We start from the raw sequence: 16,902 nt of genomic DNA, 5'->3' as shown, positions 1-16,902 counted from the left end.
GAACGTCCCGCGTCCAATGCTCACGGGACGTTCCCCACGCGGAAAGATCCACGTTGGCAGGGACACGTTCGGTGGGACGACAACACGGATATGCGTGTCGTCATTGTCACCGAATCCTTCCCGCCCGATGTCAACGGGGTGGCCCACTGCGCCCTCCAGACCGCCCGGCATCTCGTCGCCCGCGGTCATGATCCACTCGTTATCGCCCCGGCGGTCGCCGGTGATGCCGAGATCGACGCACCGTGCCCCGTGGTACGCGTGCCCTCACTCCCGCTGCCCGGTTATCCGCAGGTGCGGGTGGCGCTCCCCAGCCGGCGCATCGCCGCGGCCATCACCGCGCACCGCGCCGAGATCGTTCACCTGGCCGGGCCCTTCGTGCTCGGTGTACGCGGCATGACGGCCGCCGCCCGGCTCGGCGTCCCCGCCGTCGCCGTCTACCAGACCGACCTCGCGGGCTATGCCCGTACCTATGTGGGCGCGGGCGAGGCCGCCGCGTGGCGACGGATCCGCGCCGTGCACTCCGCCGCCGATCTCACCCTCGCCCCCTCCAGCGCCGCCGCGAACGATCTCGCCGAGCACGGCATCCCCCGCGTGCGGCTGTGGCCGCGAGGTGTCGACACCGAGCGGTTCCGGCCCGAACTGCGCGACGAGGAGCTGCGCCGACGCCTCGCGCCCCATGGCGAATTGATCGTCGGCTATGTCGGCCGGCTGGCCCCCGAGAAGCATGTGGAACTCCTCGCCGGGGTCTGCCGGCTGCCCGGCGTCCGCGTCGTGATCGTCGGGGACGGCCCCAGCGAGACGTCGCTGCGCGGGGCGCTGCCCGGCGCGGTCTTCCTCGGCCGCTCGACGGGCGACGAACTGGCCAGGACCTTCGCCTCGTTCGACCTGTTCGCGCACACCGGCCCCTACGAGACCTTCTGCCAGACCGTGCAGGAGGCCATGGCCAGCGGGGTGCCGGTGATCGCGCCCGCCGCCGGCGGACCGCTCGACCTCGTCGACCACGGACGCACCGGACTGCTGGTCACCCCGCACGACACCGACGCCGTCACCGCGGCCGTGGAGGAACTCGCCCTCGCCCCCGCGCTCCGCGCGGCCTACGGACAGGCGGCGCGCACCACCGTCGAGGGCAGGACCTGGGCCGTCGTCGGGGACCAGCTGCTCGACCACTACACCGAGGTGCTCGGCGCCCGTACGGCGGTGGTCGCGTGACCGGGCTGAAGATCGTACGACTGGCCAACTTCGTCACGCCCGCCTCGGGCGGACTGCGCACCGCGCTCCATGAGCTGGGCAGCGGCTATCTCGCGGCCGGGCACGAACCGGTGCTGATCGTGCCGGGGGAGCGGGAGTCCGACGAGGACACCTCGCAGGGGCGGGTGATCACCCTGCCGGGCCCGGAACTGCCCGGCACGGGCGGATACCGGGTGCTGGGCGCGCGGCGGCGGCTGCGGGAAGTACTCGAACGGATCGGGCCCGACCGGCTCGAAGTCTCCGACCGCACCACCCTGCGCTGGACGGGGGAGTGGGCACGCCGCCACCGCATCCCGTCCGTGATGGTGTCCCACGAGACGGCGGACGGAGTGCTGCGCACCTGGGGCGTGCCCGGGGTCGCCGCGGCCCGCGCCGCCGACCGGCTCAATCTGCGCACCGCCTGGGCGTATTCGCGGATCGTCTGCACCACCGAGTGGGCGGAGCGGGAGTTCCTGCGGATCGGGGCCCGCAACGTGGTGCGCGCACCGCTCGGCGTGGACCTGCGCCGGTGCACGCCGGAGCGGCGCAGTGCGGAGCTGCGCTCCCGGTATGCGCGCCCCGAGGAAGTGCTGCTCGTACTCGGCTCCCGGCTGTCGGTGGAGAAGCGGCCGGGCACCGCGCTCGACGCGCTCGCAGAGCTGCGGAAGCGGGGCGTGCCCGCGGTGCTGGTCGTCGCCGGTGACGGTCCCCTGCGGGCCGGGCTGGTCCGCCGGGCCCGCGCCGAACGGCTGCCCGCGCTCTTCCTCGGCCATGTCGCGGACCGCGCGGCGATGGCCGATCTCCAGGCCACCGCGGACGTCTGTCTGGCACCGGGACCTGCCGAGACCTTCGGGCTGTCGGCCCTGGAGGCGCTGGCCTGCGGCACACCGGTCGTCGCCAGCGCGTCGTCGGCGCTGCCCGAGGTGATCGGGGACGCCGGTATCGCGGCCCGGGACAACGCGGCGGCCTTCGCCGACGCGATCCAGGAGCTCATGGCCCGCCCCGAGGGGCCACGCCGGGCCGCGGCCCGCGCCCGCGCGGAGCTCTTCAGCTGGGAGAACGCCGTTGCCGCCTTCCTGGCGGCCCACGACGTCCCGCTCGACGTATCGATGCTGAACAAGGTCCCGTCGCAGGCCCAGCAGGTTCACCACCCGGAGGGAGAGGCGAGATGACGACGGAGGCGGACAGAGGCGCACTGCCCGCGGACGCGGCCCAGGACAAGGACAAGGAGCAGGACAAGTGGCGGGACCAGGACCAGGAGCGGGACCACGTTCCGGATACCGCCGCGCCGCCGCGGACGCTGCGGTACGCCGCTCTCGGTGACTCGCTCACCGCGGGGATCGGCGACCCCGTCGACGGCGGATGGCGCGGCTGGGCCGCGCTGCTCGGCGCCGGCGTGGGCGACCCGGGAACGGGCGTACGATTCCACAACTTCGCCGTCAGCGGCGCGCTCACCCGGGATGTGGAGGAGAAGCAGACGCCCGCGGCCGTCTCCTTCGCCCCCGACATCGCCTCCGTCGTCGTCGGCGTCAACGACACCCTGCGCCGCGCCTTCGACATACAGGACCTCGCCCTGCGCCTCGACCGCGTCTGCGGCGCCCTCGCGGCACGCGGCACCGTCCTGCTGACCACCTGCCTGCCCGACCCGGGGAGCATGCTCGGGCTGCCCGCCCCGCTCGCCATGCCCCTCGCCCGGCGGCAGCGCGCCGTCAACGCCGTCGTCCACGCCCTGGCGGCGCGCCACGACACCGTCCATCTGCACATGGCGGAGGCGTCCTGGGTCGCCGACCGGTCCCTGTGGAGCGCGGACCGGCTGCACCCCGCCGAGCGCGGGCACCGGATGATCGCCGCGCGCTTCCACGCGCTGCTCGCCGAACGGGGACTGGCCCTCGGGCCCGAGCCCTCGCTTGAGACCGACCAGCTGCCGCCCAGCCGCGCGGCCACCCTGCTCTGGCTCGCCACCTCGGGCACCGGATGGGTGGCCCGCCGCTGCCGGGATCTCCTGCCCGAACTGCTGCGGCTGGCGGGCGACGAGGTGGCGCACTGGGCCCGCGGCACCGGAGCCCGGCTCGATCTGCACGCCGAACTCGCCCTCTCCCGGGCGCTCGCCGCGCTGTCTCCTGGCGCTCCCCTTGCCAGAATGGGGGAATGACCGGGCGCTGGGAATTCTGGATCGACCGGGGCGGCACCTTCACCGATGTGGTGGGCAGGCGCCCCGACGGAGAGCTGGTCACACGGAAACTGCTCTCGCACCATCCGGAGAGATACCAGGACGCGGCGGTGGCCGGCATCCGGCTGCTGCTCGGCCTCGGTCCCGACGATCCGATGCCCGCGGACCGGATCGATGTCGTCAAGATGGGGACGACCGTCGCCACCAACGCGCTCCTTGAGCGGCGCGGTGAGCCGACCGTCCTCCTCATCTCCGAGGGCTTCCGGGACGCCCTGCGGATCGCGTACCAGAACCGGCCCCGGCTGTTCGACCGCCATATCGTGCTGCCCCAAGCCGTCTACGAACGCGTCATCGAGGTCCCGGAACGCGTCGACGCGCACGGCGCCACCGTACGGCCGCTCGACACGGACACCGTCGCCGACGCCCTCCGCACCGCCCACGAGGACGGCTTCCGCAGCGCCGCCGTCGTCCTGATGCACGGTTACCGCCATCCCGCGCACGAGAGCGCCGTCGCCGACGCCGCGCGCGCGGCGGGCTTCACACAGGTCAGCTGCTCCCATGAGGTCAGCCCGCTGATCAAGCTGGTACCACGCGGCGACACCACCGTCGTCGACGCCTATCTCTCCCCGATCCTGCGCCGCTATGTCGATGAGATCGCCCGTGAACTCCAGGGCATCCGGCTGATGTTCATGCAGTCCAACGGCGGGCTGCGGGAGGCCGCGCACTTCCGCGGCAAGGACGCCGTGCTGTCGGGTCCGGCCGGCGGGGTCGTCGGGATGGCCCGTACGTCGGGACAGGCGGGCTTCCGCCGGGTCATCGGCTTCGACATGGGCGGCACCTCCACCGATGTCTCGCACTACGCGGGCGAGTTCGAGCGCGAACTCGGCACCCAGGTCGCCGGGGTGCGGATGCGCGCCCCCATGATGAACATCCACACCGTCGCGGCGGGCGGCGGGTCCGTGCTGCACTTCGACGGACAGCGCTACCGCGTCGGCCCCGACTCGGCGGGCGCCGTGCCGGGCCCCGCCTGCTACCGGCGCGGCGGCCCGCTCACCGTCACCGACGCGCAGGTGATGCTGGGCCGCGTCCAGCCGGCCCACTTCCCCGCCGTGTTCGGCCCCCACGGCGACCAGCCGCTCGACGTGGAGGTCGTACGGGAGCGCTTCGCGCGCCGAGCAGAGGAGGTACGCGAGGCCACCGGCGTCAGCCGCACCCCGGAGGAGGTCGCGGCCGGCTATCTGGAGATCGCCGTCCTGAACATGGCCAACGCCGTCAAGAAGATCTCCGTACAGCGCGGCCACGACATCACCCGCTACGCCCTCACCAGCTTCGGCGGCGCCGGCGGCCAGCACGCCTGCGCGGTCGCCGACGCGCTGGGCGTGGACACCGTGATCGTGCCGCCGCTCGCGGGAGTGCTCTCCGCATACGGCATTGGGCTCGCCGACGCCACCGCCATGCGGGAGCACTCCGTCGAGGCCGAGCTGACCGAACAGGCCCTGCGCCGGGTCCGTGAACTGTGCGACGCGCTCGCCGAGCGCACCCGCGCCGAGCTGCGCGCCGACTCCGTCCCCGACGAGGCCATCACCACCCGCGCGCGCGTGCTGCTGCGCTACGCGGGGACGGACGCGAGCCTGCCCGTCCCCCTGGACGGAGTCGCGGCCATGACCGCGGCCTTCGTGGCCGAACATCTCGCGCGCTACGCCTTCACCATGGACAAACCACTGGTGGTGGAGGCGGTATCGGTCGAGGCCGTCGGTACCTCGGGCCCGCACGCCCCGTACGCGCCGACGCCGTCCACCGGGGCCGGCACGGGCGGACCGTACGCGACCGTCGGGATGTTCACCGGCGGCCGGGTCCAGGACACCCCGCTGTACCGCCGCGAGGATCTGCGCGCGGGCGACACCGTCACCGGGCCCGCCGTGATCGCGGAGGCCGACGCCACGACGGTCGTCGAACCGGGCTGGCGGGCGGCCCCGGGCGAACGGGGCCATCTGCTGCTGACCCGCGTACGGCCACGCCCCACGCGGGTGGCGGTCGGCACGGACGTCGACCCCGTCCTGCTGGAGGTCTTCAACAACCTCTTCATGGCCATCGCCGAACAGATGGGCGTGCGCCTGGAGAACACCGCTCACTCCGTCAACATCAAGGAGCGGCTGGACTTCTCCTGCGCGCTCTTCGACTCCGACGGCAATCTGATCGCCAACGCGCCCCATATCCCCGTCCATCTGGGATCGATGGGCGAATCCATCAAGGAAGTGCTCCGGCGCAACGAGGGCAGGCTGCGGCCCGGGGACGTGTACGCCATCAACGACCCGTACCACGGCGGCACCCATCTGCCCGATGTGACCGTCGTGACGCCCGTCTTCGACGAACAGGGCGAGACGCTGGAGTTCCTGGTGGCCTCGCGCGGCCACCACGCCGAGATCGGCGGCATCACCCCCGGCTCCATGCCCGCCTTCAGCACCACCATCGACGAGGAGGGCGTGCTTTTCGACAACTGGCTGCTCGTCAGGGACGGTGGGCTGCGCGAGGCCGAGACCCGGGACCTGCTCACCACCGCCCGCCACCCCTCCAGGGACCCCGACACCAATCTCGCCGATCTGCGCGCCCAGATCGCGGCGAACGAGAAGGGCATCGCCGAACTGCGCCGTATGACCGACGAGTTCGGCACCGATGTCGTCCAGGCGTACATGGGGCACGTACGGCGCAACGCGGAGGAGTCCGTACGCCGGATCGTCGCCGGGCTGCACGACGGCTCGTACCGCTACGAGACCGATGGGGGCGCGGTGATCGAGGTCGCGGTCCGGGTCGACCGGGAAGCGCGCGCCGCCGTCATCGACTTCACCGGCACCTCACCCCAGCTGCCCGGCAACTTCAACGCGCCCAAGTCCGTGGTGATGGCGGCCGTGCTCTATGTCTTCCGCACGCTCGTCGCCGACGACATCCCGCTCAACAGCGGCTGTCTGGAACCCCTGGACGTACGGGTACCGGAAGGGTCGATGCTCGCGCCCGCCCCTCCCGCGGCGACCGTCGCCGGCAATGTCGAGACCTCGCAGGCCGTCACCGGCGCGCTGTACGCCGCCCTCGGAGTCCAGGCCGAGGGCTCGGGCACCATGAACAACCTCACCTTCGGCAATGACCGGGTGCAGTACTACGAGACCGTGGCCGGCGGCTCCGGCGCGGGCGACGGCTTCGACGGCGCGGACGCCGTACAGACCCATATGACCAACTCCCGGCTCACCGACCCGGAAGTCCTGGAGTGGCGCTATCCGGTACGGGTCGACGCCTTCGCCGTACGGGAAGGCAGCGGCGGCGGCGGACACTGGCACGGCGGCGAAGGCGTCGAACGGCGGCTGCGCTTCCTGGAACCGATGACGGTCACCCTGCTGACCGGCCACCGCCGGGTCCCGCCGTACGGCATGGCGGGCGGCGGACCCGGCGCGCTCGGGAACAACGCGGTGGAGCGCGCGGACGGCACGGTCACGCGGCTGCGGGGCGTCGACTCGGCGGAGATGGGCCCCGACGACGTCCTGGTCATGCGGACGCCGGGCGGGGGCGGCTACGGGACGGCGCCCCGCTGACACCGGGTCACTGCCCCTCGGAGGGCTTGCCTTCGGCGGACGAGACCTCGACCAGCTCGGCGCGGCCCTGCGCGTTGAGGCTGAGGATCGGGACGGCCTTGTCGCGCGGATTTCCATTGCTCTGGAAGGAGATGAAGCCGCTCGCCCCGGCCACCCGCTGCGGTCCGTTCATCTGCTGGAACATCCGGCCCACCGTGCGTCCGGTCACCGCGCCGGGGCCGCTCGCCGCCATCCGTACCCCCTCGGTCGCGGTCAGGACCGCGTCATGGGCCATGAGGTCCTGGCCGTCGTAGCGGTCGTCGCCCGGGAACCACTCGTCCAGCAGACCGCCCTCCTGGAAGTACCGCGCGGACTGTTCGGACACCCGCCCGGGATCGGCCCGCCACATGTCGCGGTGGGCCAGGCCGGTGTAGAAGACCTGTACACCGGTCTTGACGGCGTGGGCAATCTGCTCCCGGTCCAGGTTCGAGGTGTCATCACCGGCGAGGACCGTGAACGTGTGGTCCGTACAGCTGCGATTGGCCAGCGCATCGAGGAAGTTGGTGAGATGCCGGCCGCGGCCCGCGAAGTAGATGACCTGCGGCCGTGTGTCGCACAGCTGCGCGGGGAAGAAGCGCAGCTCGTTCTTCCACGCGCCCCCGGGCACCGACGAGTCGAACGTCATCCGCTCCGCCACCAGCCGATGGCCGGTCTTCTCGTCGGGGAACGCGTCGGTGAAGGCGGTGCCCAGGGTGTCGGCGTACAGATTGCTCTCGGCGGCGTCCTGGACGACCACCGCCGTACGGAGCTCGGTGGACCGCTTCAGATAGGCCGCCGCGGCGTACGCCTCGTCGACATTGGTGGGCGAGACCCGCACGAAGTCGGTGATGTCCTGGATATTGGTCGCGGTCATGGTGCTGGCGACGGTGGCGAGGCCGCTCGCGGAGAGCTCCTTCAGCGCCGCCAGATTCCGGTCGGTGCTGGGGCCGAGACCGGTGACGGCCACCAGCTTGTCGGGGGAGTCCTTCCGGTCGATCAGCTCGTCCACGGTGTGTTCCCAGTGTGCCGAGCTGCTGCCGGAGTTGGCGATCAGCAGCCGGATCTTGGGGGAGGAGGCGAGATCGCCGCGGTTGTGCCGGTATTGCGCGAGATAGGCGCCCTCCAGCTCATGGCGTACCGAGTCCTCGGAGTTGCTGTCGTCATTGGTGAGCGTGAAGGAGGTCAGATACGCGACGCTGACATACGGCTCCTTCTCGGCCTCCTTGCTGACCTCGTCGTTCTCGTGCTCGATCTTCTTCATCACCTCGGCGAGACGTTCCGTGAAGTGGTACGAGCCGTCGGTGACACCGACGCACTCCCTGTCCTCGCCCCGCTCCACGACACCGTCGGCGCACCGGGCCCTGACCTCACCGATCCAGCGGACGCCCAGCGGGACCGCCACCGCGAGTACGGCGACGACGACCACGCCGATCACCACGCGGCGCACGATGTGCAGCGGCCATTCGAGTCTGCGCATCCCACTCTCACCCCTCGCTCGTGGACGTCAGCGGATGGCGCCAGTGGCGGTAGCGCTCCGCCTCGTTGAACAGCGCCACGACATCGTTCCTGCGCAGCCGCGACAGCTGGTTGAACCCGTCGGCGATCAGATCGTTCAGCCGCATCCCGGGATCGGCGAGCGGATCGCTCCACACCCAGCGGGTGATGATCAGCTCCCGGATCACCGCCGCGGTGGTGACCGCCTCGCCGGGCTCGGCGGGCGCGAGCCCGGCGAGCAGATCCAGCGGACCGCCCGAGGGGACGAGCCGGTTGGGCGCCGCCGTGATCGCGTTGAACTCACTGATCCACTGCGCCGCCGGTACTCCGGGGAAGCGCCCGACGAGATACGCGGTCACCTCGTCGATCCGGCCCCAGGCCAGCCGGTGGTACATCTCCTGGACCGTGCGCCCCAGCGAGCGGAAGTGCTCGGCGAGCAGTTCGTGCACGGTGTCCCAGTCGTCGGGGCGCCGGGCCAGCCGCCACAGCAGCAGCCGCCGTGGCCAGGGGTGGAGAGCCGGTGTCACACCGCCGGGACCGAGCAGCAGCCAGCGGGCCCGCATCTCGCCGAAGAGCGAGTCCCCGGGGCTGAGCACCCGCGTGCCGATCGACAGATCACGCGCGGCGGCGCACTCGGCGAGCGTGGCGCGCCGCGGCTCGTCGATGCCCTGGAGCAGATGGTCGAGCGCGGCGTCGGCGAGCGTGATCGTCTCCTCGCCCTCGCGCAGCGTCCGGTCGGGCAGTCCCCGCAGCCAGCGGTCCTGCTCGGGGCCGTCCTCGGCCGGTACGCCGGAGTGCCGCAGCACCTCAAGGACCTGGTGCACCGCGCTCGGCAGCCCGCAGGTCAGCCGGTGCACAAAGGGAGCGAGGCGGGTGAAGGGCGCCAGATCCGGGTGGCGGCGCAGCTCCAGCTCGATACGGATACGGACCTCGTCGAGGTTGAGGTCCCGCAGCCGCAGGGGATACCACCAGGTGTCGTCGCTGTCGCGGGTCGGCCGGTGCTCGCTCCAGTCCGTGAGCGAGGCCCGGTCCGGGCCGCGCAGCTGCCAGGGCCACTGATCGCCGGTGGCCGGACCCCAGCGGGGCAGCCAGCGGTTGGCGCTGGCCACGATGGTCAGCGGATCGCAGGAGAGCCCCGCCACCACGGTGTCGTCGTGCCGGGCGCGGATCAGCAGATCGAGGAAGCGACGGCCGTACTCCGAATGGGAGTTGTCGAGCAGCAGCAGATACGAGCGGGGCATGAACGAGTGGTCCGCGTTGCCCCGGAGATCCGCCAGGAACGCCGAGAACAGCACGCGGTCGAGTCGCTCCTCGTCCTCCGCGTCGCCGTCGTGCCGCCAGAGGTTGAGCTCGACCAGCGCCTCCCACGGGTCCTGACTCCGGATCAGCGGATGGCCGCCGTACCACGCGGCGCTCGCGGTGAACTTACGGCCGGGCAGCCGGCGACGGCCGCGCCGCAGGGCGTCCCGCAGCAGCGCGAGCGCCGCGGTCGACGCGCCGTCAGGGGCCCCCACGGCGCCGCCGGCCACCTCGAAGAAGGCGGCCAGATAGTCGCCGTACCGGGCCTCGGCCCGCTCCTGGAACGCGTCCAGCTCCCGCCGGATGGTGCGCCGCCCCTCGGCCAGGCTGGTCATCCGCAGATCATGGTCGGAGGCGAGCAGCCCGAGGGTCAGCCGGGGGAAGTGGGAGCGGCGGTACCGCGGCAGCTTCCGTTCGAGCTGCCGGGCGAGCAGCCCCAGACCGTAGCGCGGCAACAGCCCGTGCTCGGCGGCGAGATTGACATAGGCGAACGGGCTCTCGGGGCCGAACTGCTCCATCAGCGCGCTGTGCGCCTCGCTGGCACCGCTGCCGCGCGGGCCGAGCAGCATCGTCACCGGCCGCTCCGCGGTGGGCGGCTGTCGCAGACACTCGTCGACGAGGGAGATGATCCCGTTACGGCCCCTGAGGCCCATGCGGACTCCGGACTCCGTCACGCGCATCAGCCCCCCCGAGCCATCCGCCCGCACAAGTGGGGCGATACCGTCAAGTCTACCGGAGAGCCTTACAACTACTGCTGGTTTTACGGGGGTTGATGAGAAGTACGGGGGAACGCGCCGGGACCGGGCCGCCGCGTACGTGACCCCGTCGGCCACTTTCAGGCCGGCCGACCGCCATCGGGGCTTCGCCCGGAGGACCGGTGCCGTACCACGACGAACCGCACGGGCGTGCCCGGCGCGGCCTGCGCCGCCGCCGGGAGATCGCGCTCCGCCACGACCGCGATCACCGGATAGCCGCCGGTCGTCGGGCGGTCGGCGAGGAAGACCAGCGGTCGGCCGTCGGGCGGCACCTGCACGGCGCCCGTCACCATGCCCTCGCTGGGCAGCTCGGTGGCGACGGCACGCTCCAGGGGCGGGCCCTCCGTGCGCAGCCCGATCCGGTTGCTCGCCGCCGACACCCGGTAGACGCGCGTGGCCAGCGTGCGCAGGGCCGCGCTCGTGAACCAGTCGTCGCGCGGCCCGAGCCGTATCCGCAGCACCAGTTCGGCGGGCGGGGCCGGCGTGGGCACCCCGTCGACCGGCGCCGCGCGCCCGGTCACCGGGCCCAGCGGCAGGACCGTACCGTTACGCAGCGGCGCCGGTCCGAGACCGGACAGCAGATCCGTCGACCGGCTGCCGAGCACCGGCTCCACCGCCACCCCGCCGCCGAACGCCACATAACTCCGGACCCCGGAGACGACCCTCCCCACCTCCAGCAGCGCGCCCGCCGGAACCCGCACGGGAGCGCCCCAGGGGGCGGGACGCCCGTCGACCAGAACCGGGCACGGCGCCCCGGTGACCGCCGCGGTCACCGCGCAACGCGGCCGTACCGCACAGCCGTCGAGCGTCGTCTCCAGCGCAGCGGCTCCCTCGGGATTGCCCACCAGCCGGTTGACCAGTCGCAGGGCGGGCGGATCGAGGGCACCGGAGCGCGGCACCCCCAGATGGGCATGCCCGTACCGGCCGAGGTCCTGCACGGTGGTCAGCGCCCCTGACCGTACGACGGAGAGCGCCCGGTCCGTCATCGGCCGGCCGCCGTCGCCGTGGTCGTCGTTGTGGTCGTCGGCGTGGGTGTCGCCGTGCTTGTCGCTGTGGGTGCCGCTGTGGGTGTCGCCACGAAGCGCACCCGCGTCCCGGGTGCCAGCAGCGCCGCCGGCACCCGCTCCGGGTCCCACAGGACGGTGTCCGTCGTCCCGATCAGCTGCCAGCCGCCGGGTGAGGAGCGCGGGTACACCCCGGTGTACGGGCCCGCGAGAGCGACCGACCCCGGGGGGACGGCGGTACGGGGAGTGGGCCTGCGGGGTACGGCGTACCGCGCGGGCAGCCCGGTGAGATAGCCGAAGCCCGGCGCGAAACCGCAGAAGGCGACCCGGAATTCGGCCGCCGAGTGGATCCGCGCCACCTCCTCGGGCGGCACGCCCCACAGCGCGGCGACCTCGGCCAGATCCGGACCGTCGTAGCTGACCGGCAGTTCCACGGTGTCCGGTACCCGCACGTCCGGCGCCTCGGACCGCCAGCCGGCCAGCCCCGCGGCGAAGCCCGCCGGATCCGCCAGGCCGTCGAGCAGTACCGTCCGCGCGGCGGGGACGATCTCCCGCACCGGCGGCAGGGCGCCCGCGGCGCGGCGGCGCAGCAACTCGGCGTGGAACGCCGCCGTCTCCTCGCCGTCGGCCAGTTCGACGAGGAGCGCCCGGTCGCCCACCGGCAGCGCCCTCATACGAAGGACTCCACCCGGACACCGGCGGCCTCCAGCCGACGGCGCACCCGGCGGGCGAGATCCACCGCGCCGGGGGTGTCGCCGTGCAGGCAGAGCGAGCGGGCACGGACGCCGACGGGCCGTCCGTAGAGGGAGGTCACCACGCCGAACCGGGCCATGGAGACCGACCGTTCCACCACCGTCGAGGCATCCGTGATCACGGCGCCGTCCTGCCCGCGCGGCACGAGCGTGCCCTCCGAGGTATAGGCCCGGTCGGCGAACGCCTCGGTGACGACGGGCAGTCCGGCCTTCTCCGCCACGTCATGGAGCAGGGAGCCGGGCAGCCCGAGCAGCGGCAGCCGCTCACCGGTCAGCAGGACGCCCTCCACCACGGCCTCGGCCTGCTCCGCGTCATGGACGACTCTGTTGTAGAGGGCGCCGTGCGGTTTGACATAGGAGACCCGGGCGCCCGCCGCCTTCGCGAACACCTCAAGCGCGCCGATCTGGTACGCCGTCTCGGCGGCCAGCTCGTCCGCGGGCACCTCCATCGAGCGGCGGCCGAAGCCGGCCAGATCGCGGTACGAGACCTGGGCGCCGATCCGGACCCCGCGCTCGGCGGCCCAGTCGCAGACCCGCCGCATGGTGGCCGCGTCCCCGGCATGGAAACCGCACGCCACATTGGCGCTCGTGACGACGGAGAGCAGTTGCTCGTCGTCGGTCAGCCGCCAGTGGCCGAAGCCCTCGCCGAGGTCGGCGTTGAGGTCGATGGACGCCCAGGTCATGGAGTCACCTTCCGATCGGCTCGGATACGAGCAGTTCGCGGCCACGGGTCTCGGGCAGCCCGAGCAACGCGACCACGGCGAGACCGTAACCGACCGCTCCGAAGACCAGGGCACCCCCCACTCCCCAACTGGTCGCCAGGAATCCGACGAGAGTGGGGAAGAGCGCGCCCACGGCCCGCCCGGTGTTGTAGGTGAAGCCCTGGCCCGTACCGCGTACCGCCGTCGGATACAGCTCGCTGAGGAACGAGCCGAAGCCACTGAAGATGGCCGACATGCAGAAGCCGAGCGGGAATCCGAGGACGAGCAGCAGTCCGTCCGCCCCCGCCGGGATATTGATGTAGGCCAGGATGGCGACGGCGGACAGGACCGCGAAGAGCGCGATGTTCTTCTTCCTGCCCAGCCGGTCGGTGAGATAGCCACCGGTCAGATAGCCGATGAAGGCCCCGCTGATCAGGAACGTCAGATAGCCGCCGGTGCCGACCACCGTGAGGCCGCGCTCCGTCTTGAGATAGGTCGGCACCCAGGTGGCGAGCGTGTAGTAGCCGCCCTGCACGCCGGTGGACAGCAGCGTCGCGAAGAACGTCGTACGCAGCAGATCCCTGCGGAAGATCGCGGTGAACGAGCCCTTCCGCGCGCTCTCGCGGCGCTGTGCGGCGGCCTCGGGAGCGTCGTGGACATTCCGTCGTACGTACACGATCAGCAGGGCCGGCAGCGCGCCCGTCCAGAACATCACGCGCCACGCGGTGTCCGCGTCGAGGAACTGGAAGACCAGCGTGTAGACGATGACCGCGAGCGCCCAGCCGGCCGCCCAGGCGCTCTGGACGGCACCGAGCGTACGGCCGCGGTGCTTGCCGGAGGCGTACTCCGCGACGAGGATCGCGCCGACCGCCCACTCGCCGCCGAAGCCGAGCCCCTGGAGGGCGCGGAAGACCAGCAGCGTCTCGTAGTTGGGCGCGAATCCGCAGAGCACGGTGAAGACCGCGTAGGTGATGACGGTGATCATCAGGGCCTTGACCCGGCCGATGCGGTCGGCGAGCACCCCGGCGATCGCCCCGCCGATGGCGGAGACGACGAGGGTGACGGTGGTGAGCAGCCCCGTCTGGCCGCTGTCGAGGCTGAAGTACGCGGCGATCGCCACCATGGACAGCGGCAGCGTGAAGAAGTCGTACGAGTCCAGGCCGTAGCCGCCGAACGCGCCGGCGAATGCCCGGCGCCCCTGCGGCCCCAGGGCCCGCAGCCAGGCGAACGCGCCGTTGTCCTCGGGAGGTCCGTCCTTGCTCAGACGTGCTTGGGTGATGCTCATCTGCACCTCGCAGAAAGGGGAGTGTGCTGGGACCGTGAGCTGAGAAGACCGTAGGGGATTGTTCAACGATCCGACAAGACTCTTGTTGTTTCGTTCTTGCTTCTACGATGAGTCCGTACGCGAACGGAGACGGAAGAGGGCACTGTGGCGACGAGCGGGACCGAACTCGGCGAGCTGGCGGACGACCGCCCCCTGCTGGGCCGTACCAGCACGGCGGAGCGGGTGGCGGACATCCTGCGCACGCGCATCGCGGAGGGCTTCTTCCAGCCCGGCGAACGGCTCTCGGAGGAGTCCATCGGCAAGGCGCTGGTCGTCTCCCGCAACACGCTGCGCGAGGCGTTCCGGCTGCTCACGCACGAGCGGCTGCTCGTCCATGAACTCAACCGCGGGGTCTTCGTGCGGGTGCTCGCGGTCGAGGACGTCGAGGACATCTACCGCACGCGCCGGCTGATCGAATGCGCCGTCGTACGCGGCCTCGGCGAACCCCCGTTCGCGCTCGACGGTGTGGAGAAGGCGGTCGCCAACGGCCGACGAGCGGCCAGGGAGGGGCGCTGGAAGGGCGTCTCGACGGCGAACATCCACTTCCACCGTGAACTGGTCGCGCTGGCGGGCAGCGTACGCACCGACGAACTGATGAGCGCCGTACTGGCCGAACTACGGCTCGCCTTCCATGTGGTGGACGACCCGCGCCTGCTGCACGAGCCGTACCTCGTACGGAACCAGCAGCTCGTGGAGTCCCTGGGATCCGGTGACAGGGAAGGCACCGAACGGATGCTCGCCACGTATCTGGACGACTCGCGCGAGCAGCTTGTGGAGGTGTACGCGAGGCTCGTCGCCGAGGACGGGACGGAGTGAGGCGGGACCGCTTCCGCACCGTTTGGCCCGTTGTCAGTGCGAGGACATAATCTGTGCAGCGTGACTTCGCCTGCCTCGACGGACTTCGTGCCGCCCCAGCTCAGCGCGGGGCCGCGACCCGCACAGGGCCCGGCCGCCGACGAAGGGCTCGCGCGGCGGCTGCGCGCGCTCGCCTGCACCGCGCCGCTGCACGACCTGGACACCCGCAAGGCCAATCTCGCGGGTGAGTACTCCATATACGCGATGGCCGAGATCGCCCTCTCGGCCATCGACCTGGTCACGCTGAACATGGACTTCGACACCGGCGCCGACCACGAGCAGATCGTGTCCAGACTGCTGCCGCGCGTCGCCGCGCAGGCGCCCCGCCGCCCGGTCGCGGAGCATGAGCGGGTCGCCCGCTGGGTGCTGGAGAATCTGATCAATGTCGGCAGCGTGGACCGCGGATTCCGCGCGGTCTACGGCACGTTCGGCACCGACGGCGTCTACACCCGCAGGGACTACGACTTCAAGCTCATCGAAGAGGTCCCCGGACACGGCGGCGGCGTCTTCCTGCGGACCACCGACGAAGCGGTCAACGTCCTGGTCGGCGCGCTCGACACGGACGTCACCAGCGCGCAGATCGCCGCCGAGGTCAAGCTCGAAGTGCTGATCAACCGCGGCAGGCTGGCCGACGCCCAACTCGCCGCCGAACAGGCCAGATACCGCACCGTCCAGTACGCGGAAACGCTCCGCAGGACACTGGAGGCGACCCGCCGCAATGTACGCGCGGTCGACTGGCTCAACGCCGTACCGGACCTGATCGACGAAGCCCTCGACCATGTCGCCGACCGGTATCGCCACGAGAACGCGATCCTGACCAATATCCGCAAGGCACGCGACGAGGCCGAGACCGGCGCGGACCCCAGGACCGCCGAGCACAAGCGGCGCGCGGCCGAGCTGGTCGACATCGTCAAGGACTGCATCCGCCGGCACACCCAGCTCCAGTCCCGGCTGCTGGAGGCGGGCCCGCTCTTCCGCGCGGAGCAGGACCGGCAGGCCTTCGCCAGGCCCACCGCCCACACGGGCCTCGACCTGTACGGACAACTGCTCGCCCCGCTGCTGCCGCTCCCCGTCGAGCGCGCGACCCCCGTGACAGACGCGTTCTTCGCCCACGGCACCGGCCTGCGCACGCCCGTCTCCGTCCGCGTCGGCGACCTGATCGACCTGCTGCTGACGCCACCGGTCGAGCGGGAACACCTGGGCGCGGAGATGCCGGAACCGGACCTGATCGCGACCCCGGACGACAGCCGCTTCAGCGAGGAGCAACTGGCGAGCGCGAAAGAACTGCTCACCCTGGAGCACGACGCCCCGCGCCGCCTCTCGGGCCTGCTGGCGGAGGCACGCCGCCGCGATCCCGAACTGCCGTATCTGGTGGCCCTGCTGGCCATCCACGCGGCGAGCCCGCCGGTGGGGACGGCGTACCGGCAGGGGGAGGAGAGCCTGCTGTTCGCGGTGGACGACGGCACGCGGCTGGACGACTGGGAGTTCGGCGGGGCGGACCTGATCGTGGGCACGGTGCGCTTGGGCGCGGGCCGCTTGGGCGCGGTGCGGGGCGGGGGCGGGTGAGTTGTGGCTCGGGCCGGTTTTCGTGTGCGGGTTGTTGCCGGGGTTCGTTTCGGCGGGGGCCGGTGGTGGTGTGCGGGTTGTTGCCGGTGGTCGCTCCGGGCTCGCGCCCGGGACTGCATGATTTACGGCGCGCAACGGGCCACAGTCAGGAGACGG

At 71.9% G+C, this 16,902-nt stretch carries 12 protein-coding genes; 6 read left to right on the top strand and 6 right to left on the bottom strand.

What is annotated here, in order from left to right; genetic code table 11:
• The first annotated feature begins 90 nt into the window (after window positions 1–90).
• Genes M1203_RS19110 through M1203_RS19095 form a run of 4 tightly spaced genes read left to right on the top strand, consistent with a single transcriptional unit; the run spans window position 91 to window position 6,978 of the window.
• A complete protein-coding gene (locus M1203_RS19110) occupies window positions 91–1,209 on the top strand; it encodes a glycosyltransferase family 1 protein (RefSeq protein ID WP_249950969.1) in 1,119 nt (372 codons plus the stop codon).
• The gene (locus tag M1203_RS19105) at window positions 1,206–2,399 is read left to right on the top strand and encodes a glycosyltransferase (protein ID WP_249950968.1); all 1,194 of its coding nucleotides are present in this window, start codon (window positions 1,206–1,208) and stop codon (window positions 2,397–2,399) included. Before M1203_RS19110 ends, M1203_RS19105 begins: the two co-directional genes overlap by 4 nt.
• Window positions 2,396–3,379 carry an SGNH/GDSL hydrolase family protein gene (locus tag M1203_RS19100; RefSeq protein WP_249950967.1) on the top strand — a complete coding sequence of 328 codons (984 nt, stop codon included), beginning with the start codon at window positions 2,396–2,398 and terminating at the stop codon, window positions 3,377–3,379. Before M1203_RS19105 ends, M1203_RS19100 begins: the two co-directional genes overlap by 4 nt.
• Window positions 3,376–6,978: a hydantoinase B/oxoprolinase family protein gene (locus M1203_RS19095; RefSeq protein ID WP_249950966.1), complete on the top strand. Its 3,603-nt coding sequence runs from the start codon at window positions 3,376–3,378 to the stop codon at window positions 6,976–6,978. Before M1203_RS19100 ends, M1203_RS19095 begins: the two co-directional genes overlap by 4 nt.
• 7 nt (window positions 6,979–6,985) lie before the next feature.
• Here the strand turns inward: M1203_RS19095 and M1203_RS19090 are convergent, their stop codons facing one another.
• The 6 genes from M1203_RS19090 to M1203_RS19065 all read right to left on the bottom strand — a co-directional run bounded on the left by M1203_RS19090 (window position 6,986) and on the right by M1203_RS19065 (window position 14,286).
• Entirely contained in the window at window positions 6,986–8,473 is a 1,488-nt protein-coding gene (locus M1203_RS19090) for an ABC transporter substrate-binding protein (RefSeq protein ID WP_249950965.1), read from the bottom strand.
• A 7-nt stretch (window positions 8,474–8,480) separates the two neighbouring features.
• On the bottom strand, window positions 8,481–10,469 hold the full coding sequence (locus M1203_RS19085) for a hypothetical protein (protein ID WP_249950964.1): 1,989 nt from the start codon (window positions 10,467–10,469) through the stop codon (window positions 8,481–8,483).
• Window positions 10,470–10,624: 155 nt separating this feature from the next.
• Window positions 10,625–11,530 (bottom strand): biotin-dependent carboxyltransferase family protein, encoded by a 906-nt coding sequence (locus tag M1203_RS19080; protein ID WP_249951298.1) that lies wholly within the window; start codon window positions 11,528–11,530, stop codon window positions 10,625–10,627.
• Window positions 11,527–12,222, bottom strand: coding sequence for an allophanate hydrolase subunit 1 (locus M1203_RS19075; RefSeq protein ID WP_249950963.1), 696 nt, complete (start codon window positions 12,220–12,222; stop codon window positions 11,527–11,529). The genes M1203_RS19080 and M1203_RS19075 overlap by 4 nt, the downstream gene beginning before the upstream one ends.
• Window positions 12,219–12,983: a LamB/YcsF family protein gene (locus M1203_RS19070; protein WP_249950962.1), complete on the bottom strand. Its 765-nt coding sequence runs from the start codon at window positions 12,981–12,983 to the stop codon at window positions 12,219–12,221. Before M1203_RS19070 ends, M1203_RS19075 begins: the two co-directional genes overlap by 4 nt.
• A 4-nt stretch (window positions 12,984–12,987) precedes the next feature.
• On the bottom strand, window positions 12,988–14,286 hold the full coding sequence (locus tag M1203_RS19065) for an MFS transporter (RefSeq protein ID WP_249950961.1): 1,299 nt from the start codon (window positions 14,284–14,286) through the stop codon (window positions 12,988–12,990).
• 144 nt (window positions 14,287–14,430) lie between these two features.
• On the opposite strand from M1203_RS19065, the gene M1203_RS19060 reads away from it, so the two are divergent.
• Both M1203_RS19060 and M1203_RS19055 read left to right on the top strand, forming a co-directional pair.
• Complete coding sequence (locus M1203_RS19060; RefSeq protein WP_249950960.1) at window positions 14,431–15,141, top strand: GntR family transcriptional regulator; 711 nt, start codon at window positions 14,431–14,433, stop codon at window positions 15,139–15,141.
• A 60-nt stretch (window positions 15,142–15,201) separates the two neighbouring features.
• Complete coding sequence (locus M1203_RS19055; RefSeq protein ID WP_249950959.1) at window positions 15,202–16,746, top strand: hypothetical protein; 1,545 nt, start codon at window positions 15,202–15,204, stop codon at window positions 16,744–16,746.
• The last annotated feature ends 156 nt before the right edge of the window (window positions 16,747–16,902 follow it).

The sequence above is a fragment of the Streptomyces sp. 35G-GA-8 genome (genome assembly GCF_023534745.1).
Lineage (GTDB): Bacteria > Actinomycetota > Actinomycetes > Streptomycetales > Streptomycetaceae > Streptomyces.
The sequence above is the reverse complement of the archived record's forward strand: the minus strand, read 5'-3'. Positions and strand labels throughout refer to the sequence as shown.

What these genes read in the sequence shown, in the direction of transcription:
- M1203_RS19100 (WP_249950967.1), top strand. Translation starts at nt 2,396, where the DNA reads ATGACGACGGAGGCGGACAGAGGCGCACTGCCCGCGGACGCGGCCCAG.
- M1203_RS19090 (WP_249950965.1), bottom strand. Translation starts at nt 8,473, where the DNA reads ATGCGCAGACTCGAATGGCCGCTGCACATCGTGCGCCGCGTGGTGATC.
- M1203_RS19070 (WP_249950962.1), bottom strand. Translation starts at nt 12,983, where the DNA reads ATGACCTGGGCGTCCATCGACCTCAACGCCGACCTCGGCGAGGGCTTC.
- M1203_RS19075 (WP_249950963.1), bottom strand. Translation starts at nt 12,222, where the DNA reads ATGAGGGCGCTGCCGGTGGGCGACCGGGCGCTCCTCGTCGAACTGGCC.
- M1203_RS19065 (WP_249950961.1), bottom strand. Translation starts at nt 14,286, where the DNA reads ATGAGCATCACCCAAGCACGTCTGAGCAAGGACGGACCTCCCGAGGAC.
- M1203_RS19095 (WP_249950966.1), top strand. Translation starts at nt 3,376, where the DNA reads ATGACCGGGCGCTGGGAATTCTGGATCGACCGGGGCGGCACCTTCACC.
- M1203_RS19085 (WP_249950964.1), bottom strand. Translation starts at nt 10,469, where the DNA reads ATGCGCGTGACGGAGTCCGGAGTCCGCATGGGCCTCAGGGGCCGTAAC.
- M1203_RS19110 (WP_249950969.1), top strand. Translation starts at nt 91, where the DNA reads ATGCGTGTCGTCATTGTCACCGAATCCTTCCCGCCCGATGTCAACGGG.
- M1203_RS19080 (WP_249951298.1), bottom strand. Translation starts at nt 11,530, where the DNA reads ATGACGGACCGGGCGCTCTCCGTCGTACGGTCAGGGGCGCTGACCACC.